At 36.6% G+C, this 22,150-nt stretch carries 20 protein-coding genes and 3 other annotated features; of the genes, 14 read left to right on the forward strand and 6 right to left on the reverse strand.

The annotated features are described in order from the left end of the window. Window positions 1–21: 21 nt before the first annotated feature. The gene (locus tag FOT98_RS23960) at window positions 22–1,047 is read left to right on the forward strand and encodes a DUF4179 domain-containing protein (protein ID WP_063262661.1); all 1,026 of its coding nucleotides are present in this window, start codon (window positions 22–24) and stop codon (window positions 1,045–1,047) included. A gap of 27 nt (window positions 1,048–1,074) precedes the next feature. On the opposite strand, the gene FOT98_RS23965 is transcribed toward FOT98_RS23960, so the two are convergent. The 3 genes from FOT98_RS23965 to sspI all read right to left on the reverse strand — a co-directional run bounded on the left by FOT98_RS23965 (window position 1,075) and on the right by sspI (window position 2,873). Beyond that, entirely contained in the window at window positions 1,075–1,788 is a 714-nt protein-coding gene (locus tag FOT98_RS23965; RefSeq protein ID WP_063262662.1) for a CPBP family intramembrane glutamic endopeptidase, read from the reverse strand. Window positions 1,789–1,927: 139 nt separating this feature from the next. Then, window positions 1,928–2,485, reverse strand: coding sequence for an HD domain-containing protein (locus tag FOT98_RS23970; protein ID WP_063262663.1), 558 nt, complete (start codon window positions 2,483–2,485; stop codon window positions 1,928–1,930). 178 nt (window positions 2,486–2,663) lie between these two features. Next, window positions 2,664–2,873, reverse strand: a complete 210-nt coding sequence (sspI, locus tag FOT98_RS23975) for a small acid-soluble spore protein SspI (RefSeq protein WP_000009509.1) — start codon at window positions 2,871–2,873, stop codon at window positions 2,664–2,666. An 82-nt stretch (window positions 2,874–2,955) separates the two neighbouring features. Between sspI and FOT98_RS23980 the strand changes: the two genes are divergently transcribed. The 5 genes from FOT98_RS23980 (at window position 2,956) to FOT98_RS24000 (ending at window position 9,611) form a co-directional block, all read left to right on the forward strand. Continuing rightward, window positions 2,956–3,753: a TrmH family RNA methyltransferase gene (locus FOT98_RS23980; RefSeq protein WP_061677063.1), complete on the forward strand. Its 798-nt coding sequence runs from the start codon at window positions 2,956–2,958 to the stop codon at window positions 3,751–3,753. A gap of 48 nt (window positions 3,754–3,801) precedes the next feature. Beyond that, window positions 3,802–4,030: a binding site (T-box leader), on the forward strand. Between the two features lie 43 nt (window positions 4,031–4,073). Beyond that, complete coding sequence (pheS, locus tag FOT98_RS23985; protein ID WP_000388217.1) at window positions 4,074–5,108, forward strand: phenylalanine--tRNA ligase subunit alpha; 1,035 nt, start codon at window positions 4,074–4,076, stop codon at window positions 5,106–5,108. 18 nt (window positions 5,109–5,126) lie between these two features. Next, complete coding sequence (gene pheT / locus FOT98_RS23990) at window positions 5,127–7,547, forward strand: phenylalanine--tRNA ligase subunit beta (protein WP_063262664.1); 2,421 nt, start codon at window positions 5,127–5,129, stop codon at window positions 7,545–7,547. Between the two features lie 134 nt (window positions 7,548–7,681). Beyond that, window positions 7,682–7,933: a binding site (T-box leader), on the forward strand. Between the two features lie 52 nt (window positions 7,934–7,985). Continuing rightward, a complete protein-coding gene (gene asnS / locus FOT98_RS23995; protein WP_000432171.1) occupies window positions 7,986–9,377 on the forward strand; it encodes an asparagine--tRNA ligase in 1,392 nt (463 codons plus the stop codon). Between the two features lie 99 nt (window positions 9,378–9,476). Next, window positions 9,477–9,611 carry a YuzL family protein gene (locus tag FOT98_RS24000; RefSeq protein WP_060486527.1) on the forward strand — a complete coding sequence of 45 codons (135 nt, stop codon included), beginning with the start codon at window positions 9,477–9,479 and terminating at the stop codon, window positions 9,609–9,611. Between the two features lie 44 nt (window positions 9,612–9,655). On the opposite strand, the gene FOT98_RS24005 is transcribed toward FOT98_RS24000, so the two are convergent. The 3 genes from FOT98_RS24005 to rnhC all read right to left on the reverse strand — a co-directional run bounded on the left by FOT98_RS24005 (window position 9,656) and on the right by rnhC (window position 11,241). Beyond that, the gene (locus FOT98_RS24005; protein WP_061677067.1) at window positions 9,656–9,907 is read right to left on the reverse strand and encodes a hypothetical protein; all 252 of its coding nucleotides are present in this window, start codon (window positions 9,905–9,907) and stop codon (window positions 9,656–9,658) included. 13 nt (window positions 9,908–9,920) lie between these two features. Continuing rightward, window positions 9,921–10,190 carry a hypothetical protein gene (locus FOT98_RS24010; RefSeq protein ID WP_063262665.1) on the reverse strand — a complete coding sequence of 90 codons (270 nt, stop codon included), beginning with the start codon at window positions 10,188–10,190 and terminating at the stop codon, window positions 9,921–9,923. Between the two features lie 115 nt (window positions 10,191–10,305). Continuing rightward, complete coding sequence (gene rnhC, locus FOT98_RS24015; RefSeq protein ID WP_063262666.1) at window positions 10,306–11,241, reverse strand: ribonuclease HIII; 936 nt, start codon at window positions 11,239–11,241, stop codon at window positions 10,306–10,308. A gap of 124 nt (window positions 11,242–11,365) precedes the next feature. On the opposite strand from rnhC, the gene zapA reads away from it, so the two are divergent. The 8 genes from zapA to FOT98_RS24055 form a co-directional block, all read left to right on the forward strand. After that, complete coding sequence (zapA, locus tag FOT98_RS24020) at window positions 11,366–11,635, forward strand: cell division protein ZapA (protein WP_000082701.1); 270 nt, start codon at window positions 11,366–11,368, stop codon at window positions 11,633–11,635. A gap of 1 nt (window position 11,636) precedes the next feature. Beyond that, window positions 11,637–12,176: a CvpA family protein gene (locus FOT98_RS24025; RefSeq protein ID WP_000565411.1), complete on the forward strand. Its 540-nt coding sequence runs from the start codon at window positions 11,637–11,639 to the stop codon at window positions 12,174–12,176. Between the two features lie 55 nt (window positions 12,177–12,231). Continuing rightward, window positions 12,232–13,950 (forward strand): DNA polymerase/3'-5' exonuclease PolX, encoded by a 1,719-nt coding sequence (polX, locus tag FOT98_RS24030; protein ID WP_063262667.1) that lies wholly within the window; start codon window positions 12,232–12,234, stop codon window positions 13,948–13,950. A gap of 19 nt (window positions 13,951–13,969) precedes the next feature. Continuing rightward, window positions 13,970–16,330, forward strand: coding sequence for an endonuclease MutS2 (locus tag FOT98_RS24035; RefSeq protein WP_063262668.1), 2,361 nt, complete (start codon window positions 13,970–13,972; stop codon window positions 16,328–16,330). 195 nt (window positions 16,331–16,525) lie between these two features. After that, entirely contained in the window at window positions 16,526–17,215 is a 690-nt protein-coding gene (locus tag FOT98_RS24040; protein WP_063262669.1) for a 23S rRNA pseudouridine(2604) synthase RluF, read from the forward strand. 108 nt (window positions 17,216–17,323) lie between these two features. Beyond that, window positions 17,324–17,574: a binding site (T-box leader), on the forward strand. Between the two features lie 114 nt (window positions 17,575–17,688). Beyond that, complete coding sequence (gene brnQ6 / locus FOT98_RS24045) at window positions 17,689–19,014, forward strand: branched-chain amino acid transport system II carrier protein BrnQ6 (protein ID WP_063262670.1); 1,326 nt, start codon at window positions 17,689–17,691, stop codon at window positions 19,012–19,014. 496 nt (window positions 19,015–19,510) lie between these two features. After that, the gene (gene isdC / locus FOT98_RS24050) at window positions 19,511–20,218 is read left to right on the forward strand and encodes a heme uptake protein IsdC (RefSeq protein WP_063262671.1); all 708 of its coding nucleotides are present in this window, start codon (window positions 19,511–19,513) and stop codon (window positions 20,216–20,218) included. A gap of 19 nt (window positions 20,219–20,237) precedes the next feature. Further along, the coding region (locus tag FOT98_RS24055) for an NEAT domain-containing protein (protein ID WP_186292136.1) at window positions 20,238–22,150 on the forward strand (1,913 nt) is incomplete at its 3' end.

A 22,150-nucleotide genomic window follows, 5' to 3' on the forward strand; every position in this document is an offset into this window, starting at 1 on the left:
ATAAGAAAAGAGGTGAAGAAAATGAAAGATCCATATGAAATGTTAAATGATATAAAAATGGATGAGAATGAATATGAAGAGGTTAACTTAACTCACATAGAGAAACAGAAAATAAAAAAGCGAGTTCGTAAAAAAATAAACAAGAACAAAGTTCATACGAAACGGAATGTAGCGATTGTAACATCGGCTGCGGCATTATTTATTATGATGATGACTGTAGATATGAGAAGGATGATTGCGGATATACCGTTAATCGGAAGTAAAATGGAAGACTACGTAAACAGTAGAGGAGAACCTTTAAAAGAATATAAAACGACAATAGGACAAACGGTTTATGATAACGGTGTAGAAGTGCGGTTAGATGAAGTGATGATAGATGAAGGGCAGATTATTGTTAATAGTACGTTTAAGTCTAGTCGAGTCAATTTAGAGGACTCTTATCCTATGCTTGATATTTATATAAATGGAAAACAGTTAAATGGAAGTGGTAGTGGTGGAGACAAGAAAATAAATGAGTACACGTATACATTTTTCTCAAATATAGATTTAAAAGATGATGAAATGAATCCTCTAGAAATTCGTGGAGAATGTGATGTACAAGTTGTATATAGGGATATTTCTTTAAAAGAGGGCAATTCAACATGGAAAGGAGAATGGGGCTTTTCCTTCAAAGCGTTTGGAGACAAAATAAAAGCGGAAACGAAAACAATCCCAATCCATAAGCATTTTAAATTAGAAAATGGTCAAAAAATAGAAGTGGAAGATTTAAAAGTTTCTCCTATATCTGCGAAGTTGAACTATAAAATGTTGAATGGAACGAAATTAGAGGTGAAATTTATCGCGAAAGATCAAGATGGAAAAGAGTTAATACCACATTCAGGTCTTACGCTATCCAAAAATAGTTATTGGCGTTTTGAAAAACTAGAAGACAGTGTAACGAAAATTGTACTGACCCCTGTCCTAACTTCTGGTGAAGAAGGAGAAAGGAAAACGGATTATCGAAAAGTGTTAATGGAAGAAGAGTTTGAAGTTGTGATAAAAGAGTAGAAAGAGGTATCGCAATGATACCTCTTTTTAACTCAAGAACGCCAGCATATTATTCATAATATGAAATAACATAGCTGGAATGATGGATTTTGTTTTTTTACATAAAACCGCCATTAATAATCCCATGAAGAAAGTAATTACCATTACCCCAATTGAGTATGTATGAGCGATACCGAAGAAGAAACTTGTTATGATGGCTGCAATCCAAAATGGAAAGCGTTCTGAGAAGAAGCGAAGTATAAAGCCACGGAAAATAAGCTCTTCAAAAATTGGTGTAAGTATTGCGAAACCGAGAAGTAATAATATTTGATACTGCTTAAAAACGTCTAAGTTTAATGCGGAAGATTGCTGCTTTGTTGCGTCTTGGAACATATAATTTAACAAGATGTAATTGAGTAAAATGTTTATAGCGAAGAAAAGAAGTAAATATACGTATGTACGCCATTCTTTAAGTGCTTTAAAGTTAAATGATTGTAGTAGTAATTTTTTTGCGGGTTCGAATTTAAAAATGAAGAATAACAACACGGCTAGTTGTAATACGATACTTGCAGTATTTACGATCGATTCATACAGGGCAATTTGTTTTTTATCTGTAAGCCCTGCTGTATAAATCGTTAAGGGCATTGCGAGGAACACAGTAATGAGTCCGGTTCCGAAAAAAGCGAATAAAACGGAGCTAATAAATTGTCCCCATGACATAGAGTATTTCTGTTCATTAGAAAGTTGTGTAGCGGGTTGCATTTATAAAATCACCTCTTTATATTTGTATATTTAATTATAGGGTATTTTGTTTTTATATGTAATATTTAAATATTACATACAAAGGTGTATTTTCCATAAAATAATAAAAGAGGTATCACCCTATAGTGATGCCTCTTTCTCATTGATAACTATGTTCTGCCTTGTTATTCAATTTTGATTGCTCTATTTGCAATTCACGTTCTACCAATCGGTCTAATTGCTGAATAGCTTTTAATGCTTTTTCATAAGAAATCGTTCTATAATGGTGCGCTCCGCCCGGTTCTTCATCTGCTTCGTCTGCCCATTTAATAATGTTTTGAAGAGATGTTCTTTCAATTTCTTGCTGTACTAAGAAAGAATCTGTATGAAGAAGAATCGCGATAGAAATTTCTTTTGCTAGTTTCGGATGTTCTCCTAATCTAATAAGTAATTTATGAGCTCTTTCTGCTCCTTTAATCGCATGGATATCATTCTTTTTATACAAGTCATAGTCCCATTCTCCTTCACTGTACCATGTGTGATGTCCGATATCATGAAGGAAACCAGCTTTTGTTGCAGCATCGACTGAGGCATGATGCTTTTTCGCTAAGTGAAACGCATGGTAAGCGACAGCAATCGCGTGGACCATTCCAGAACGGTTCACATATTTTTGTGTAATGTGGTGTTTAAAAACTTGTTCAAGCGTAATACGTTGCATAAAACATTCACTCCTTTTATCTAATGATGTATATGAAGAAAAATCGATCGGTTTAAATGTATTTTGAACATTGTACTCCATTGGGGTAGCGTTAGTAAAGTAGAAATGTTTAGGAGAAGAAAAAAATTTTTCGTGAAAAAAATCACCTTAGCTTATGCGAAGGTGATTTTCAAATTGCTTATTTTTTTAGTCCTTGCTCTAATGTTTCTAACATTTCGTGCTTTTCATTTTCATCAGCGTTTTTCCAAATGACTTCGAATAAAACACCAAGACCTGGAAGCATTTTTTCTTCACCGCTTTGAATTGCATCGACAATTGTTTCTTGCAATTGATCTTGTGAATTTCCAGATACATTTGCTAATACAGCACCACGTAAATTAAAACTCATTGTTTTCACCTCTTCTTCAGAATTGAAACTGACGTTAGTTTTTGTTCTTTTTTATGTAAATATGTATGAAAAATAGGCTATAATGATAAGACAAGAAGAGAGGGAAATACATATTATGAAAAACATTGATTCAGTACAAAATCCGCGTGTGAAGCAGTGGAAAAAGCTGCAGACGAAAAAAGAGCGCGATAAAAAAGGTTTATTTTTTGTAGAAGGATTCCACTTAGTCGAGGAAGCTTTAAAAGCAGGAGTTGTAACAGAACTTATCGTTTCTGATCAGACAGATCTTCCGAAAGATTGGACAGTTAATGATGTGGAAATGTATATCGTACCTGAAGCAATCGTAAAAATACTTCGCGAAACAGAAACGACGCAAGGTGTATTTGCTGTTTGTGAGAAACACGAGAGTGAAGTAGCTCTTGCTGATGGGAAGTTTCTCTTATTAGATGGCCTTCAAGACCCAGGTAACTTAGGGACAATTATTCGTACAGCTGATGCAGCTGGTATTCATGCCGTTGTGCTTGGAGAAGGATGCGTTGATGCATATAATAGTAAAGTGCTTCGCTCTACACAAGGTTCTATTTTCCATTTACCAGTTGTAAAAGGTAACTTAGAAGAATGGGTAGACAAGCTAAAAGAACAAAACGTTCCTGTATATGGAACAGCTCTTGAAAATGGAGTTCCGCACGTTGAAGTAACACCAGCTGGTAGTTTTGCATTAATTGTAGGAAATGAAGGAAGCGGCGTAAGCCAAGAAATTCTTGCGAAAACGGATCAAAACTTGTATATTCCGATTTACGGCGGGGCAGAATCATTAAATGTTGCGGTTGCAGCAGGGATTTTAACGTATTATTTGCAAAGCCCAGTTGCGAACAAATAAAAAACTTCTTATAATAAGTTGAAGTATATTATATTAAAAGTTAAATAACGAAAAACGTTGATAGAGAAGAGTAACTTACAAAATCGCCATATAGGGAGAGAATGCCTTAGACTGAAAGCATTCTTATGGTAGACGGAAGTGAATTCACCTCTGGAGTTGACGCCAGGACCATATATATGTAAAGGCGTTCCGGTCAGAATTGATCGTTATAACTAATGAGTGGGCAGACTTGTTCTGTCAATTTAGGGTGGTACCGCGAATTTACCTCGTCCCTTTTTGGGAGCGGGGTTTTTTTATTTTTAAAATTAGGAGGGTTCCAAATGGAAGCACGTTTAAAAGAGCTAAAGCAAAAAGCGTTAGAGCTTATTGAAGAAGCGAAAGAGCTAAAAGGCTTAAACGACGTACGCGTAGCGTACTTAGGAAAAAAAGGTCCAATTACAGAAGTGTTACGTGGCATGGGAAAATTATCAGCAGAAGAGCGTCCACGTATGGGAGCATTAGTAAATGAAGTACGTGAAGCGATTCAAACGCGTCTAGATGACAAAATTGGTAACTTAGAAAAAGCAGTAATTGAAGCGAAATTAGCTACTGAAACAATTGATGTTACACTACCAGGTCGTCCTGTTGAAACAGGTTGTCACCATCCGTTAACAGCTGTTGTTGAACAAATTGAAGATGTATTCATCGGTATGGGTTATGAAGTAGCTGAAGGAACAGAAGTAGAAAAAGACTACTATAACTTCGAAGCATTAAACTTACCGAAAGATCACCCAGCGCGTGATATGCAAGATACATTCTACATTACAGAAGAAACGTTACTACGTACACATACATCTTCTGTGCAAGCACGTACGATGGAAAATAATAAAGAAAAAGGCCCGATTAAAATTATTTGTCCTGGTAAAGTGTATCGCCGCGATGACGATGATGCGACGCATTCACACCAGTTCATGCAAATTGAAGGTCTTGTAATTGATAAAAACATTCGTATGAGTGACTTAAAAGGTACACTGCAAGTATTCGTGAAAAAGATGTTCGGTGAAGACCGTGAAATCCGTCTTCGTCCAAGTTTCTTCCCATTCACAGAGCCATCTGTAGAGATGGATATTTCTTGTATGATGTGTCACGGCAAAGGTTGCGGCACTTGTAAAGGAACTGGCTGGATCGAAATTTTAGGCGCAGGTATGGTTCACCCGAACGTACTTGAAATGGCTGGTTATGATTCAAAAGAATATCAAGGTTTCGCATTCGGTATGGGCGCAGAGCGTATCGCAATGTTGAAATACGGCGTAGATGACATTCGTCATTTCTATACAAATGATGTACGTTTCTTACAACAATTCAAACGAGCGTAAGGGAAGGAGAGGATAAGTATGTTCGTATCATATCGTTGGTTACAAGAGTATGTAGATATTAAAGATGTAACAGCACAAGAACTAGCAGACAAAATCACGAAAAGTGGTATTGAAGTAGAAGGTGTTGAAGTATTAAATAAAGGTGTAAAAGGTGTTGTAGTTGGTCACGTATTAGAATGTGAAAAACACCCAGAAGCTGATAAATTAAACAAATGCTTAATCGATATCGGTGAAGAAGAACCAGTTCAAATTATTTGTGGAGCTGCTAACATTGCAAAAGGTTTAAAAGTACCAGTTGCAAAAGTTGGCGCTGTACTTCCTGGTAACTTTAAAATTAAAAAAGCAAAACTACGTGGTGAAGCTTCTCACGGTATGGTTTGTGCTCTTCAAGAGCTTGGTATTGATGGAAAGTTAGTTTCAAAAGAATATGCAGATGGTATCTTCATCTTCCCAAGTGACGCTGAAGTTGGTGCAGATGCACTTGAAATTTTAAACTTACACGATGAAGTACTTGAGCTTGGTTTAACACCAAACCGTGCAGATTGCTTAAACATGTTAGGTGTTGCATATGAAGTCGCTGCTATTTATGGCCGTGAAGTAAAACTTCCAGCTATCAGCTTACAAGAAGCAGCAGAAAAAACTTCTGATTACATTTCTGTAAGTGTAGAAGCGAAAGAAGAAAACCCATTATATATTGCAAAAATGGTGAAGAACGTAAAAATTGGTCCATCACCAATGTGGATGCAAACGCGCCTTATGGCAGCTGGCATTCGTCCAATTAGCAATGTAGTTGATATTACAAACTACATTTTAATGGAATACGGTCAACCGTTACATGCATTCGATTACGATAAATTAGGTTCAAAAGAAATCGTTGTTCGTCTTGCAAAAGAAGGCGAAAAAATTGAAACGTTAGATGATCAAGAGCGTACATTACAAGAACACCACCTTGTAATTACAAACGGAACAAAAGCTTTAGCTGTTGCTGGTGTAATGGGCGGAGCGGATTCTGAAGTTACAAATGAGACAGTGAATGTTTTAATCGAGTCTGCATACTTTGCAGGTCAAACAGTACGCCGTACATCAAAAGACTTAGGTCTTCGTAGTGAATCAAGTGCACGTTTTGAAAAAGGAATCGATCCAACACGTACATTTGAAGCAATTCAACACGCAGCTGCTTTAATGGCGAAATACGCTGGCGGAGAAGCACTTGAAGGTGTAGTAGAAGCTGATAACTTACAAGTACAAGAGCGTACAGTATCTGTTACTGCTGAAAAAGTAAACCGTGTATTAGGTACAAATATTTCTGCAAGTGAAATGGGTACAATGTTTACAAACTTAAAATTCCCATTCACAGAAGTAGAAGGAACATTCCATGTGAATGTACCAGCACGTCGTCCTGATATTACAATTTCAGAAGACTTAGTAGAAGAAGTGGGTCGCCTATACGGTTATGACCACATTCCAGTTACATTACCGTCTGGAACAATGACTCGTGGTAAATTAACATCAGCACAAACGAAACGTCGTAAAGTACGTCGCTTCTTAGAAGGTGCTGGTTTATATGAAGCAATCACGTATTCATTAACAAGTGCTGACAAAGCGAAACAATATATGGTTGAGCTAAACGAAAAGGCACCTGTAAATCTTGCACTTCCAATGAGTGAAGAGCGCAGCCAACTTCGTTTAAGCTTAGTGCCACAATTGTTAGAAGCAGTTTCATACAACGTTGCACGTAAAAACGATAGCGTTGCTTTATACGAAGTAGGTTCTATCTTCTTACCAACAGAAGCAGGAGAACTTCCGAAAGAAGAACAACATCTTGCAGGTGTTATGACAGGTCTTGCTCTTCACCATGCATGGCAAGGTGAGAAGAAAGTAGTAGACTTCTTCGTTGTGAAAGGTGTACTAGAAGGATTATTCGACGTACTTGGCGTTTCAAACCAAATCACTTATGCACCAGCAAAACGTGAAGGTATGCACCCAGGTCGTACAGCTGACATCGTATTAGATGGCGAAGTAATTGGTTTCATCGGTCAATTGCACCCAGAAGCAGAAAAACAATTAGATGTGAAAAATACATTCGTATTCGAACTATCTCTTGTAAAAGTATTTGGTGCAGACGCAGAAGAAACTTACTACGCAGCAATTCCACGTTTCCCATCTATGACACGTGATATGGCTGTTGTCGTAACAAAAGAAACAAAAGCTGGTGAAATGAAGCAAGTCATTGCTGAAGCTGGCGGACAACTTCTGAAAGACGTAACACTATTCGACTTATACGAAGGTGAAAAAATGGAAGAAGGCAAGAAATCACTTGCATTCTCTATGACTTACTTCGATGCAGAACGTACGTTAACAGATGAAGAAGTAACAGAAGCACATAACCGTGTATTAACAACGGTAGAAGAGAAATTTGGTGCGGAGTTACGTAAGTAATGAGAAATTGCCGGATTAATTCCGGCAATTTTTTTATGACATGATTGTCGATATATGATAAAAATCGCCGATAAATATTAAGGCATCTTGCATCTTTCTCTCGAATGTAGTACATTAATTTTAGTTTAACAAAATGAAAGACGATGATAAGGAAAAGTAGTATATACTATAATCCAAAGCGAGTCAGGGACGGTGAGAGCCTGATGAGACGGTATATGTGAAGAACACCTTGGAGTTGCTAACCGAAATTGAATCTTGTATTCAAGAGTAGACTTAGACGGGAATCCGGCCTGTTACAAACCGGGAAGTATGTATTACATACGAGTTAAAGTTGGTCTTTATGACAAATTGGGTGGTACCGCGAAGTTTAACCTTTCGTCCCTTTATGGATGAAAGGTTTTTTTGTATTTAAATATATCAGCAAAGGAGAATTTCACTATGGAAAACACATTAGTAAAAAGTCTGTATAGAGATACAGATAAATATGCAGGTCAAACAGTACAAGTATCAGGGTGGATTCGTAACTTACGTGATTCAAAAGCATTTGGTTTCATCGAATTAAACGACGGTAGCTTCTTCAAAAGCGTTCAAATCGTTTTCGATACAGAGTTAGAAAACTTCAAAGAAATTGCAAAACTTCCACTTAGCTCTTCAGTTAAAGTAGAAGGTAAAGTAATTGCAACGCCTGGAGCGAAGCAACCATTTGAAATTAAAGCAGAAAAAATTGACATTGAGGGCTTATCAGATTCTGATTACCCACTTCAAAAGAAACGTCACACGTTTGAATACTTACGTACAATCGCTCACTTACGTCCAAGAACAAATGCATTCTCTGCAACGTTCCGTGTACGTTCTGTCGCAGCATTCGCGATTCACCAGTTCTTCCAAGAGCGTGGATTCGTACATGTTCACACACCAATCATCACTGGTAGTGATACAGAAGGTGCAGGCGAAATGTTCCGCGTAACAACGCAAGATTTAAACAACGTACCAAAAGGTGAAGACGGACAAGTTGATGAATCAAAAGACTTCTTCGGCAAAGAAACAAACTTAACAGTAAGTGGACAGCTGAACGCTGAAGCTTATGCATTAGCATTCCGTGACGTATACACATTCGGACCTACATTCCGTGCGGAAAACTCAAACACAACTCGCCATGCTGCTGAGTTCTGGATGGTTGAGCCGGAGATTGCATTCGCTGAATTAGGCGATGTAATGGATCTTACAGAAGATATGCTGAAATATGCAATGAAATACGTACTAGAGCATGCACCAGAAGAAATGGAATTCTTCAACAGCTTCGTTGATAAAACAGTTCTAGAGCGCATGAACAATGTAATCAACTCTGACTTCGGTCGTATCACATATACAGAAGCAATTAAAGTGCTTCAAGAGTCAGGTGCTGACTTCAAATACCCAGTAGAATGGGGTATTGACTTACAAACAGAGCACGAAAGATACTTATCAGAAGAAATCTTCAAACGCCCTGTATTCGTAACTGACTATCCGAAAGACATTAAAGCGTTCTACATGCGTATGAATGAAGATGGAAAAACAGTAGCTGCTACTGACCTTCTAGTTCCTGGCATCGGCGAATTAATCGGCGGAAGTCAACGTGAAGAAAGAATGGACGTTTTAGTAGATAGAATTAAAGAACTAGGCATGAACGAAGAGGACTACTGGTGGTACTTAGAACTTAGAAAATACGGCGGTACGAAACACGCTGGATTCGGTCTAGGTTTCGAGCGCTTCCTAATGTACATCACAGGCATGGCTAACATCCGTGACGTAATTCCATTCCCAAGAACTCCAGGTTCTTCTGAGTTCTAAAATATGAAAAAAGCGAGAGGAATTCCTCTCGCTTTTTATTTTGTATATTGTATAGTTTATTCTCCCGTAGCAAAAAGTAACGCGAAGGGGTGAATATAAATGAGTAAAAAAGTAAAAAAAGATCATTCAAGATCAAGCCTTGGTTCTCCAGAAGTAGAAGGACAAGGAACGACGGCACATGAAACAGGTTCTCATAAAGTATCTTCATCAAATAAGAAGCAGAAAAGAAGTTAACATAAAAAAGGAGAGTCTTGGCGGCTCTCCTTTTTTTATATGTATTACACCTTATTATCATTAATCTCTTTTGTAATCTTATCTACATCTTTGTCTAATCGATCTAAATAGAAAAACCATAGTAAGCTCATGAGCACGTAGTAGATGGCCATCACACCAAGATTATCAGATATATTTTCGAATGTGGATTTAGTAGTGAAAAAAGCTCCCCAAATGGTAGAAATAGTGAGGTAAGAAAGCGGACCAACGAGATGTACGAAAACATATAATAACTTTTTAACCTTTAAAGCGTTCATATGATTACCCTCCCTATGTAAATAATCTTTTTCTTCTAATCATACATTCAAGTTCCTCACAGAAGTGTTGTAGTTTTGCTGGATTATGTATTAACAAGCGGGCATCGTGTTTCCCGATAAATCTTCGAATCCGAAAGTTTAATAAGAAAGACCGGCCATAACGCTCTATTAAATCGTTGAACGCTCGTTGCTCACTTAGTAGTTGAATGCTTTCTCTAATTTGAAACTGTCTTTCGTGTGGATCACCTAGTAAAATATTTAGAATCATTTGTAGAAGTAGCAATGGGAATCCTCTCCTATGTTAGAATAATCTGTATATTTTAATTGTAACAAAATTATAAGGACAATAGTAGAGTGAAACAAAAACAGGAGTTTGTAGGCTCCTGTTTTTGTCGATACTATTTTAATAAGCGAAGCGCCTTCTCCCTATTAGCGAAATGCATTTTCACAAACTCAGGTAATCTTTCTTCACCAAGTTTTTGAATTAATTTAGCAGCGGCGATATCAACTTGTTTACCAGCACCTTTTGGAAGTGGCATACCAGCTTTTTTGCTTAGTTCATCAAACTGTTTTACGAATGAGTAACGAGCTAAAATAGAAGCAGCGGCTACTGCTAAATGAACGCTTTCACCTTTCGTTGCGAAGTAAACATTTTCACGCTGTACCTGTTTTTGTTTTGCTAAATATTTGTAGTATGTATCAGGTTGTGTGAATTGATCGATTAAGACGCCTTCAGGTTTTGTAGGTGCGATTTTTGTTAATAAGTTTGTAATAGCTTTATTATGTAGCAAAGCTTTTAACTTACCTTGGTTGTTTCCTTTATCAAATAGCTCGTTATATTTTTCGTTATGAAGGACAAGAGAGCTGTAAGGAACAACGTGTAGAAGTTGTTTCGCAATGGCAGAAATTTGATCGTCATTTAAGTTTTTAGAGTCTTTTACACCAAGTTCTTTTAAAAGTGGGATTTGCTTAGCGTCCACATATACAGCAACTACTGTCATCGGTCCGAAGAAATCACCAGTACCAACTTCATCTGACCCTACGATAGACATTGTACCGATGGAAGCAGGCGGTGCATAACGGTGTGAATCGACAGATTTTTTTACAGCTGTTTTCGGTGTTTGAGAGACAGATTGCCAACGAGAAGCTTCTGCTTCAGCACGTCCTCCTTGGAACATTACTTTTCCAGATTTATAAGCTGTAATCGTGCAAGATGGCACCTTTGCCATGAAGATCCCACCTTGTGGAATTTTCGGGCTAAGCGATTGTTTATATTGTTGTTTCATGTCTTCAATTACTGTAGAACTTGTTTGTATTACGATAGAATTTGACAAGATGGTCGCTCCTTTTTTTATATTGTTATTTTTATCATATCGGATTGTTCTTTCTGTTTCCATAATATGATGGTTCATGGTATGATAAACTTTAGGATTCTGTACGTGATTGGAGGCCGGTGAGTTGTCACAACAAAAGGGAAAGAAAAGTCGAATTAATGTAGAAATCTATGGTCAACAATATTCAGTTGTTGGCGATGAAAGTACAAGTCATATCCGCATGGTAGCAGCGATTGTGGATGATAAAATGCGCGAACTCAATGCCAAGAATCCTTCGCTTGACACGAGTAGACTAGCGGTATTGACGGCGGTAAACGTCATACACGATTACATAAAATTAAAAGAAGAACATGAGAAATTGAAAGAAAGTATGACAAAAAAAGGAATGGAATAACATGATTGATATTATTATCATTTTACTGCTTGTTATGGGATTTTTCCTCGGCTTACGCAGAGGGTTTATTCTGCAACTTGTAAAGTTAACAAGCTTTATTATCGCATACCTTGTTGCATACTGGTACTGTAAAGATTTAGCGCCAGCACTTGCGAAATTTATTCCGTATCCATTTGATAAAAACGTATCTGTTCCAGAATGGATTGATGCAAATAATATTGAAACAGTATTTTATCAAGCACTTGCGTTTATTATATTGTTTATTATTACAAAAATTGCACTTTCATTACTTGGTAATTTGTTAAATATGTTTGCAGAAATACCGGTTTTAAAGCAAGTCAATGCGTTTGCGGGGGCAATCCTCGGATTTTTAGAAGTATATATTATTTTGTTTGTTTTAATTATCGTTGGAAACATCCTTCCGATTGAGCAAATACAAACACCATTACAAAAATCATCAATTAGCAAAATAATTGTAGACGATACACCGATTCTCTCTGAAAAGGTGAAGGAACTATGGCAGACAGGTAGCAGAGTATAACTTCTCTTTTTTCGGAAAGAGGAGTTTTTTTCTATGAAAGAAAGGCGGGGCAATGATGAAAGTAAATAAAAAACAAGTTATTAAATTATTAGAGACAATCGGCCTGTTTATGGAACTAAAGGGCGCGAATCCATTTAAAATATCTGCATTTCGTAAAGCGGCAGCAGCACTAGAAAGTGATGATCGTAGTCTTTCTGAGATTGAAGATTTCACTAAGATTCCGGGCATTGGAAAAGGAACAGCAGCAGTTATTCAAGAATATATAGAATCGGGAACATCTGAAGTGTTACAAGAGCTTGAACAAGAAGTGCCAAGTAGTTTATTACCATTATTAAAATTGCCAGGCCTTGGTGGTAAAAAGGTAGCTAAGTTATATAAAGAACTTGGTGTTGTTGATATGGAATCGCTAAAAGCGGTTTGTGAGGAAAATAAAGTACAAGCTTTAGCAGGTTTCGGTAAGAAAACAGAAGAGAAAATATTAGAAGCAATCGATCAAGTAGGATCTCGTCCAGAGCGTTTACCAATCGCAATGGTATTGCCTATTGCCGGGGAAATAGAGGAGAAATTGTCGAATATTGCTGAAGTAATTCGTTTCTCTCGCGCTGGTAGTTTGCGCCGTGTTCGTGAAACAGTGAAAGATTTAGACTTTATCATTGCAACGACAGAACCAGCTGCAGTACGTGAGCATTTACTGCAATTTGATAATATGATTGAAGTAATCGCAAGTGGAGATACGAAAGTTTCTGTTCGTCTTCAATATGAATATGATATTTCAATTGATTTCCGTTTAGTACAACCAGAAGAATTTATTACAACTCTTCACCATTTCACAGGATCAAAAGACCATAACGTAAAAATGCGTCAAATCGCGAAAGATAGAGGCGAGAAAATTAGTGAGTACGGTGTAGAAAACTTAGAAACAGGTGAAGTGAGAACATTTGAAACAGAAGAGGAGTTCTTCGCTCATTTCGGTCTTCCATTTATCCCGCCAGAAGTGCGTGAAGATGGAAAAGAAATTGAATTAATTAAAGAGTATCCAAACTTAATTCAATTCTCTGATATACAAGGTGATTTACATATGCATACAACATGGAGTGACGGTGCTTTTTCAATTGAGGAAATGGTACAGGCATGTCGTGCTCGTGGATATAAGTTTATGGCGATTACCGACCATTCACAATACTTAAAAGTAGCGAACGGTTTAACGAAAGAGCGCCTTCGTGAACAAGCGAAAGAAATTGAACGCATGAATGAAAAGTATCCAGACATTACAATTTTACGCGGAATTGAAATGGATATTTTACCGGATGCAACACTTGATTTTGATGATGAAGTATTAGCAGAATTAGATTATGTTATTGGAGCGATTCACTCTAGCTTCTCACAAGACCGTGAAACGATTATGAAACGTCTTCGCACTGCGCTAGAGAATAAGCATGTCACAATGATTGCTCATCCGACAGGACGTCTTCTTGGACGCCGCACAGGCTATGATGTGGATACAGATTTATTAATTGAACTCGCAAAAGAAACAAATACAGTTTTAGAATTAAATGCGAATCCAAACCGTCTAGATTTAAGCGCGAAATTATTAAAACAAGCACAAGATGCTGGTGTAAAAGTAGCGATTAATACGGATGCTCATACACTTGAAATGTTAGAAGATATGGAAACAGGTGTAGCGGCAGCACGTAAAGGTTGGATTCAAAAAGATAACGTGATTAACACGTGGGATATTGAACGTTTATTAGACTATATTAAACGTAATAAGTAACACAAGGGGGACCTGCAACATGTTAGAAAGAACGTTGCGTGTATTAGAATATAATAAAGTAAAAGAACAATTACTTGAACATACAGCCTCTTCACTTGGTCGTGACAAAGTGAAGCATTTAGTGCCGAGCACTGATTTTGAAGAAATTGTAGAAATGCAAGATACAACGGATGAAGCAGCAAAAGTCATTCGTTTAAAAGGTAATGCACCATTAGGTGGTATTACGGATATTCGCTCAAATGTGAAGCGTGCAAAGATTGGAAGTATGTTAAGCCCAAATGAACTACTTGATATTGCCAATACGATGTATGGTAGTCGCAATATGAAACGTTTCATTGAAGATATGGTTGATAATGGTGTCGAGTTGCCAATTTTAGCAACTCATGTCGCTCAAATTGTATCTTTATATGATTTAGAAAAGAAAATTACAAATTGCATTGGTGACGGCGGAGAAGTAGTCGATAGCGCAAGTGATAAACTGCGTGGTATTCGTACTCAAATTCGTACTGCAGAAAGCCGTATTCGTGAAAAGTTAGAAAATATGACGCGTTCTTCAAACGCGCAAAAGATGCTATCTGACGCGATTGTAACGATCCGTAACGAACGTTACGTAATCCCAGTAAAACAAGAATACCGAGGCGTATATGGCGGTATTGTTCACGATCAATCAGCTTCTGGGCAAACGTTATTTATTGAACCGCAAGTCATTGTAGAATTAAATAACGCGCTTCAAGAAGCACGAGTGAAAGAAAAACAAGAAATTGAACGCATCTTATTGATGTTAACAGAAGAAGTGGCAGTAGAAGCGGGTATCGTTTTATCTAACGTAGAAGTAGTTGCGAATCTTGACTTCATTTTTGCGAAAGCTTTTTATGCGAAGCGTATTAAAGCAACGAAGCCAATCGTAAATAACGAGCGTTATATGGATTTAAGACAAGCGCGCCATCCGCTTATTGATCCAGAAATTATCGTGCCGAATAACATTATGTTAGGTAAAGATTTCACGACAATTGTTATTACAGGACCGAATACAGGTGGTAAAACAGTTACGCTGAAAACAGTTGGTATTTGTGTATTAATGGCGCAATCTGGTCTTCATATTCCAGTAATGGATGAGTCAGAGATTTGTGTATTTAAAAACATTTTTGCTGATATTGGTGATGAGCAATCGATTGAACAAAGTTTAAGTACGTTCTCCTCACATATGGTGAACATTGTTGATATTTTAGAAAAAGCTGATTTCGAAAGCTTAGTTTTATTCGATGAATTAGGTGCTGGAACAGACCCGCAAGAAGGGGCTGCATTAGCAATTTCAATTTTAGATGAAGTATGTAATCGTGGTGCTCGCGTTGTTGCTACGACGCATTATCCAGAATTAAAAGCATACGGATATAACCGTGAGCAAGTTATTAATGCGAGCGTTGAGTTCGACGTGAACACGTTAAGCCCAACGTATAAATTATTAATCGGTGTACCAGGACGTAGTAATGCTTTCGAAATTTCGAAGCGCCTTGGCTTATCTGATCGCGTGATTGATCAAGCTCGTAACCACATTAGTACAGATACAAACAAAATTGAAAATATGATTGCGAAGTTAGAAGAAAGTCAAAAGAATGCAGAGCGTGACTGGAACGAAGCAGAAGCACTTCGTAAGCAATCTGAAAAACTACATCGCGAATTACAGCGTCAAATTATTGAATTTAATGATGAGCGCGATGAAAAATTATTAAAAGCGCAAAAAGAAGGGGAAGAAAAAGTCGAAGCTGCAAAGAAAGAAGCAGAAGGCATTATTCAAGAACTTCGTCAATTGCGTAAAGCACAGCTTATAAACGTGAAAGACCATGAGCTAATTGAAGCGAAGAGCCGTCTAGAAGGCGCAGCACCAGAGCTTGTGAAGAAACAAAAAGTAAACGTGAAAAACACAGCGCCAAAACAACAATTACGTGCAGGCGATGAAGTAAAAGTATTAACGTTCGGTCAAAAAGGTCAATTACTTGAAAAGGTAAGTGATACAGAGTGGAGCGTACAAATTGGTATTCTGAAGATGAAAGTGAAAGAATCCAATATGGAATACATTAATACACCGAAGCAAACTGAGAAAAAAGCAGTTGCAAGTGTGAAGGGTAGAGATTACCACGTTTCATTGGAACTTGATCTTCGCGGTGAACGTTATGAAGATGCAATGATGCGCGTTGAAAAATATTTAGACGATGCACAGCTTGCAAGCTATCCTCGTGTATCAATCATTCACGGTAAAGGAACAGGAGCACTTCGCCAAGGTGTACAAGATTATTTGAAGAAGCATCGCGGTGTGAAGAATTACCGTTACGGTGACATGGGCGAGGGAGGCCTAGGCGTAACAGTTGTCGAATTAAAATAGCAAACAACGAAACAAAGGGGAAACCATTATATGTTTATGGACAAACTTGCAAAAGTATTGTTAGCTTGTTGTGGAATATTTTTGGTGATTGGGGTTATTTATTTAGTTGTTTTTGCGAAGTAAACGAGCGTCAATCGTGGCATAATGATATTGCCATAGATTGACGCTTTTAATATATATGAAAAGGAATAAAATATGAAAATCAACCAATACATAAGCGCAGCAAAATCTTGCTCAAGACGCGAAACAGACCGCCTTATTAAAGCAGGAAGCGTAGCTATTAACGGTGAAATTTGTAAGCACGGTGCACTCGTGAGTGATGGTGATGTTGTAACGATTGATGGACTGGTTATTGCCAAAGAAGAGAAGGAAAAGGTGTATATCGCCTTTCATAAACCAGTTGGCATTACTTGTACAGCAGCCGATCATATTGAAGATAATATTATTGATTATATTAATTATCCAGAGCGTATCTTTCCTGTTGGACGATTAGATAAAGCGTCGGAAGGACTTATTTTATTAACGAATGACGGCGGGATTGCGAATCAAATTTTACATGGTGATCATGAGCATGAGAAAGAATATGTTGTTACTGTCGATAAGCCGTTTACAGATTGGTTTATTAATGAGATGTCCAGCGGTGTAAAGATTAAAGATGGAATGACGAAGCCATGTAAAGTGACGAGAGTGGATCAATCTACATTTCGGATCGTTTTAACACAAGGAATGAACAGACAAATTCGTAGGATGAGTCGTGCTTTCGGGTTTACTGTAACTAAGCTAAAGCGAATTCGCATTATGAATATAGAGCTAGATAATCTAGAAGTGGGAAAATGGCGTAGCGTTACAGCTGAGGAATTAGAAATATTAATAGGGCAGTTATAGGGAGGGAAAATTTTCTCCCTATATTTTTTTGTCAGAAAAAATAAAACTATTGATTTTTTAAAAAATAGCCCATATAATAAAAAACAACAAGTTTCGACAAGATATTTTATAAAAGTAATGATGAGGACATGAGTTGTTTTTGACGATTCTCAGAGAGGGGAGCCTAGGCTGTGAGCTTCCTAATACGGAAAGACAAACTTACCACCTCTAAACTTCAAGAGTGAACTGCATGATGCATTGTAATTCTTGGCGGATAAAACCGTTATCAATTTACACGAGCTATAAAATGAGCTTATTTTGTTATAAATTCATTTTATTAGAATAAGGGTGGAACCACGATTTCAACACTCGTCCCTTTGTTAGGGACGGGTGTTTTTTGCGTTCTTTTACGGGGAAGTATGCTTGAAAGGGGACATATGACGGATTTTGATTCAGAATATTTTGTCAATAAATCATTTAGGAGGTTAGTAGAAATGAAATCATCTTTAAAGTTTTCTGAGATGTTTGCAATAAGTTTAATGTTATTTGCACTATTTTTTGGTGCAGGTAATATGATTTTTCCGCCAGCGTTAGGACAAGGTGCTGGAACAGATGTATGGATTGCGTTGTTTGGTTTCATCGTAACAGGTGTTGGGTTGCCTTTATTAGGAGTTATCGTTATCGCTCTAAAGGGAGATATTAATGAGCTAGCGGGACGTGTACACCCTGTATTCGCACTTGTTTTTATCACTGCAATTTATTTATGTTTAGGCGTATTCGTAAGTGTTCCACGTACAGGAACTGTTGCTTATGAAATGAGTGTTGCACCGTTTTTACCAAGTGAGATAGCTGGTCAATCGTATCCACTTGTTATCTTTACATTCATTTTCTTTGCCGTAACTTTCTATTTAGCTTTAAACCCATCGAAATTAGTGGGCCGTATCGGTAAAGTATTAACTCCGATTTTATTAGCTGTTATTGCAATTATTGTAGTGAAAGCACTTATTACACCAATTGGAGAATTTGGTGCACCGACAGAAGCATATAGTGCTCCGCTCTTTAAAGGGTTTATTGATGGATATTTAACTTTAGATGGACTTGCAGCACTTGTATTCGGAAATGTTGTTATTAATTCGTTAAAAGCAAAAGGTGTTACAAATAAGAACAGCATTGCAAAAGTAACAATCTTTGCAGGATTTATTGCAGCGCTCGGATTACTTCTTGTTTATTTAGCGCTTGCTTACCTTGGAGCTTCTAGTGTTTCTCTTGGAATGGGAGCAAATGGAGGAATTATTTTAACAAACGTTGTAAATCATTTATTTGGTAGCCACGGCACTCTATTACTAGGAATCGCAATTACAGCAGCATGTTTAACAACTTCTGTAGGTATTGTTGCAGCTTGTGGGGAATATTTTTCTTCCTTATTACCAAAGCTTTCTTATCAAAAAGTCGTTTTCATTTTCTGTGTATTAGCATTTATGGTAGCGAATCTTGGGTTAACTCAGTTAAATGCATTAGCATTACCAATTTTAATAGCGATTTACCCAATTGGTATCGTGCTGATTATATTATCACTTGTTGAAAACTATATTCGTCTTCCATTAGTAATGTATGTAGGCGGTATTGTAGGAGCGTTCATGATCAGCTTCTTCGATGGATTGCACAATGCGAATCTTCAAATTGAGGCATTAGCACCTGTCTTAAATAAAATTCCATTATATAGTGTAGGGATCGGTTGGTTAGTTCCTGCTCTAGTAGGTATTGTAATTGGATATGTCATTTCTTTGTTTCAAAAGCAAGAAGTTGCTGTAGAAAAATAGTGAAAAGAGGCTTTCTGTGAAAGAAAGTCTCTTTTTTTGTAGAAAAAATTACATATAGGGAAATTTAGATATTAAAAAATTTATACGTAATATAGTTGACAAAAAAATTAGCATTAGGCTAAGATTGACTTAGTTGTGGAAATATTGGAAGGAAGTGAGGAGTGAAAGGTATAAAGTTTTCTATAACGATATCATTTTTATAGATAGAGGTGATAGAGTAGTTGAATGGTAGTTTTATTTTTTTTGAGCTTCATTGAGAATGATAATCAACAAAAAAATAGGGACTTATGTTAAAATGCGAATCGCTCTTTATAAGGAATAGGGAGGGATATTATTTTTAACATGAACTGAGAATGATAATCAATAATATCTATGTTACATAAACAAATTACAGGTAAATAATGATAGAGGATTATTATTTTTTTCTCATAAATTGAGAATAATTATCATTTTCAAAAAGTATGGATGAAGGATAAACAAGGAGGAAGTAAGCCAAATGAGAAAGATTTCTGTATTACCCGCTTTTATTATAACGTTCGTATGTATGCTAGCTTTTCTTGTCATGCCATATGGGAAAGTTTCAGCACAACTAGCTGACGGTACTTATGATATTAACTATGTCATTCAAAAAGCGGAAAATGCTTCAGCATCTATGGCAAATGATTATTTTGAGAAACCAGCTAAGCTAGTTGTGAAAAAGGGCGAAATGAGAGTACAAATTCCGATGAATCATAGTGCTTGGATTACAGAATTTAAAGCACCTGAGAACGGGAATTTTGTTGATGCAAAAGTTGTTAGTAAAGATGAATCTGCAGATAAAAGAACTGTAGAGTTTAAAATAGACGATTTATCTAAACCAGCAGCTGCAAAAATTCACGTTGTTGTACCAAACGTAAATTATGACCATAACTACACAATCCGCTTTGCGTTTGATGCAAATGTAAAAGCGGCAGGTGGAGAAAATAAAGCAACTACTGCAACAAAGAAGAATGATCAAACAAAAACAGATACACAAGTAAAAGAAGAAGTGAAGAAAGAAGAGAATAAAGAAGCAAATAAAGAGGCGAACAAAGGAACAAATGAAAGTGGTAAAGCTGAAAAAACAGATAATCCAAAAACAGGCGATGAAGCACGCATCGGATTATTTGCAGCGTTAATTCTTATTTCAGGTGTTTTCTTAATTCGTAAAGTACGTCAAAACTAAATAAAGGAGCGTTATTCCATTGAATAGATATCTTAAAATTGTTGTTGCGATGTGTTTAATGATATTTACATTCATCTCAACATTACAACCTCTTGCAGTTCAAGCAGCTACTAAATTAGCCGATGGTGAATATTCAATTGGTTTTCAAGTTATTAAAGACACGTCAGATGAAATATCTAAAATGAATGACTATGTTATAAGTCCAGCTACTTTAAAAGTAAAAGATGGTAAACAAAAAGTCTCATTTACTTTAAAGAATAGTGAATGGATTACGAAGTTTACAACAGAAAAAGCTGGTCAGTTTGTTGATGTAAATGTGCTAGGTGAGGATAAAGAGAAGAATACTAGAGTAGTAGAATTCGATGTAGTCGATGTAGCAAACCTTTTAAATGGAAAAGTAAAAGTAGATATCGATGCGATGGATTATCATCATGTTTTTGACGTTCGAATTAAATTTGATTCAAGTAGCATTACACTAATTAAGGCAGAAAAACCAAATGAAAAAGAGGATCCAGCAAATAAGCCAGATCCAAATGAAAAACCGGATCCAAGTCAGAAGCCCGACCAAAAGCCTGACTCAGATCAACAACCCAATTCTAACACAATTAACGATGGGAATTATAGCATTCCATTTAAAGTGTTAAAAGATAAGACAGATGAAGAATCTAGAATGAAAGACAAGTTAATAAGTCCAGCCGTATTAAAAGTAGAAAACGGTAAGAAAAAAGCGACTGTAACATTAACAGATAACGCATCAATTAAAAATTTCCAAACAGAAAAAGATGGTTCATTTGTTGATGCAAAAGTAATCAGTGAAAATAAAGAGAAAAATACAAGAGTAGTAGAATTTGAAGTAGACAATTTATCTAAAAAGTTAAATACAAAAGTATTTATTGAAGTGGCATCACAAAATTATAAACAAACGCATGAATTACAACTTCAATTTAATCAAGAAAAACTTGAGTCAATTAAGGACGAAGAGAAACAACCAGAAGTAGAAAAACCAACTATTGAAACAATTAAAGATGGAGATTATAGCATTCCATTTAAAGTGTTAAAAGACAAGACAGATGAAGAATCTAGAATGAAAGAAAATGTAATAAGTCCAGCCGTATTAAAAGTAGAAAACGGTAAGAAAAAAGCGGTTGTAACGTTAAAAGATAACGCATCAATTAAAAATTTCCAAACAGAAAAAGATGGTTCATTTGTTGATGCAAAAGTAGTAAGTGAAGATAAAGAGAAAAATACAAGAGTGGTAGAGTTCGAAGTAGACAATTTATCTAAAAAGTTAAATACAAAAGTATTTATCGAAGTGGCATCAAGAAATTATAAACAAACGCATGAATTACAACTTCAATTTAATCAAGAAAAACTTGAGCCAATTAAGAACGAAGAAAAGCAACCAGATGGTGATAAGAAGCCAGAGGTAGAGAAACCAGAAGTAGAGAAGCCGAATGTTGAAACAATTAAAGACGGCGAATACAGCATCAATTTCAAAGCTTTAAAAGATCAATCAGAAGAAATTTCAATGATGAACACGTACACGAAGAGTCCAGGCGTGTTAAAGGTGAAAGATGGTAAAAAATATGTATCATTCACATTAACGAACAGTGCGTGGATTACAAAGTTTGAATTTGAGAAAAATGGTTCGTTCGTTGATGCAAGTGTATTAAGTGAAGATAAAAAAGCTGATACACGCGTAGTGGAAGTAGCGGTAGATGATTTATCAAAAAAATTAAATGCAAAAGTAAAAGTAGATATCGATTCAATGAATTATCACCATTTCTATGACATTCAATTTGCATTTGATAAAGGTAGCATTAAACCGTTAGACAACCAAGGCGGAAACGATAACCAAGGCGGAAACGATAACCAAGGCGGAAACGATAACCAAGGCGGAAACGATAACCAAGGCGGAAACGATAACCAAGG

Origin of the sequence: Bacillus sp. HY001, from assembly GCF_007558965.1 — a bacterium.
GTDB lineage: Bacteria > Bacillota > Bacilli > Bacillales > Bacillaceae_G > Bacillus_A > Bacillus_A mobilis.

What these genes read in the sequence shown, in the direction of transcription:
- FOT98_RS23960 (WP_063262661.1), top strand. Translation starts at nt 22, where the DNA reads ATGAAAGATCCATATGAAATGTTAAATGATATAAAAATGGATGAGAAT.
- FOT98_RS23965 (WP_063262662.1), bottom strand. Translation starts at nt 1,788, where the DNA reads ATGCAACCCGCTACACAACTTTCTAATGAACAGAAATACTCTATGTCA.
- FOT98_RS23970 (WP_063262663.1), bottom strand. Translation starts at nt 2,485, where the DNA reads ATGCAACGTATTACGCTTGAACAAGTTTTTAAACACCACATTACACAA.
- sspI (WP_000009509.1), bottom strand. Translation starts at nt 2,873, where the DNA reads ATGAGTTTTAATTTACGTGGTGCTGTATTAGCAAATGTATCTGGAAAT.
- FOT98_RS23980 (WP_061677063.1), top strand. Translation starts at nt 2,956, where the DNA reads ATGATAAGACAAGAAGAGAGGGAAATACATATTATGAAAAACATTGAT.
- pheS (WP_000388217.1), top strand. Translation starts at nt 4,074, where the DNA reads ATGGAAGCACGTTTAAAAGAGCTAAAGCAAAAAGCGTTAGAGCTTATT.
- pheT (WP_063262664.1), top strand. Translation starts at nt 5,127, where the DNA reads ATGTTCGTATCATATCGTTGGTTACAAGAGTATGTAGATATTAAAGAT.
- asnS (WP_000432171.1), top strand. Translation starts at nt 7,986, where the DNA reads ATGGAAAACACATTAGTAAAAAGTCTGTATAGAGATACAGATAAATAT.
- FOT98_RS24000 (WP_060486527.1), top strand. Translation starts at nt 9,477, where the DNA reads ATGAGTAAAAAAGTAAAAAAAGATCATTCAAGATCAAGCCTTGGTTCT.
- FOT98_RS24005 (WP_061677067.1), bottom strand. Translation starts at nt 9,907, where the DNA reads ATGAACGCTTTAAAGGTTAAAAAGTTATTATATGTTTTCGTACATCTC.
- FOT98_RS24025 (WP_000565411.1), top strand. Translation starts at nt 11,637, where the DNA reads ATGATTGATATTATTATCATTTTACTGCTTGTTATGGGATTTTTCCTC.
- polX (WP_063262667.1), top strand. Translation starts at nt 12,232, where the DNA reads ATGAAAGTAAATAAAAAACAAGTTATTAAATTATTAGAGACAATCGGC.
- FOT98_RS24035 (WP_063262668.1), top strand. Translation starts at nt 13,970, where the DNA reads ATGTTAGAAAGAACGTTGCGTGTATTAGAATATAATAAAGTAAAAGAA.
- FOT98_RS24040 (WP_063262669.1), top strand. Translation starts at nt 16,526, where the DNA reads ATGAAAATCAACCAATACATAAGCGCAGCAAAATCTTGCTCAAGACGC.
- brnQ6 (WP_063262670.1), top strand. Translation starts at nt 17,689, where the DNA reads ATGAAATCATCTTTAAAGTTTTCTGAGATGTTTGCAATAAGTTTAATG.
- isdC (WP_063262671.1), top strand. Translation starts at nt 19,511, where the DNA reads ATGAGAAAGATTTCTGTATTACCCGCTTTTATTATAACGTTCGTATGT.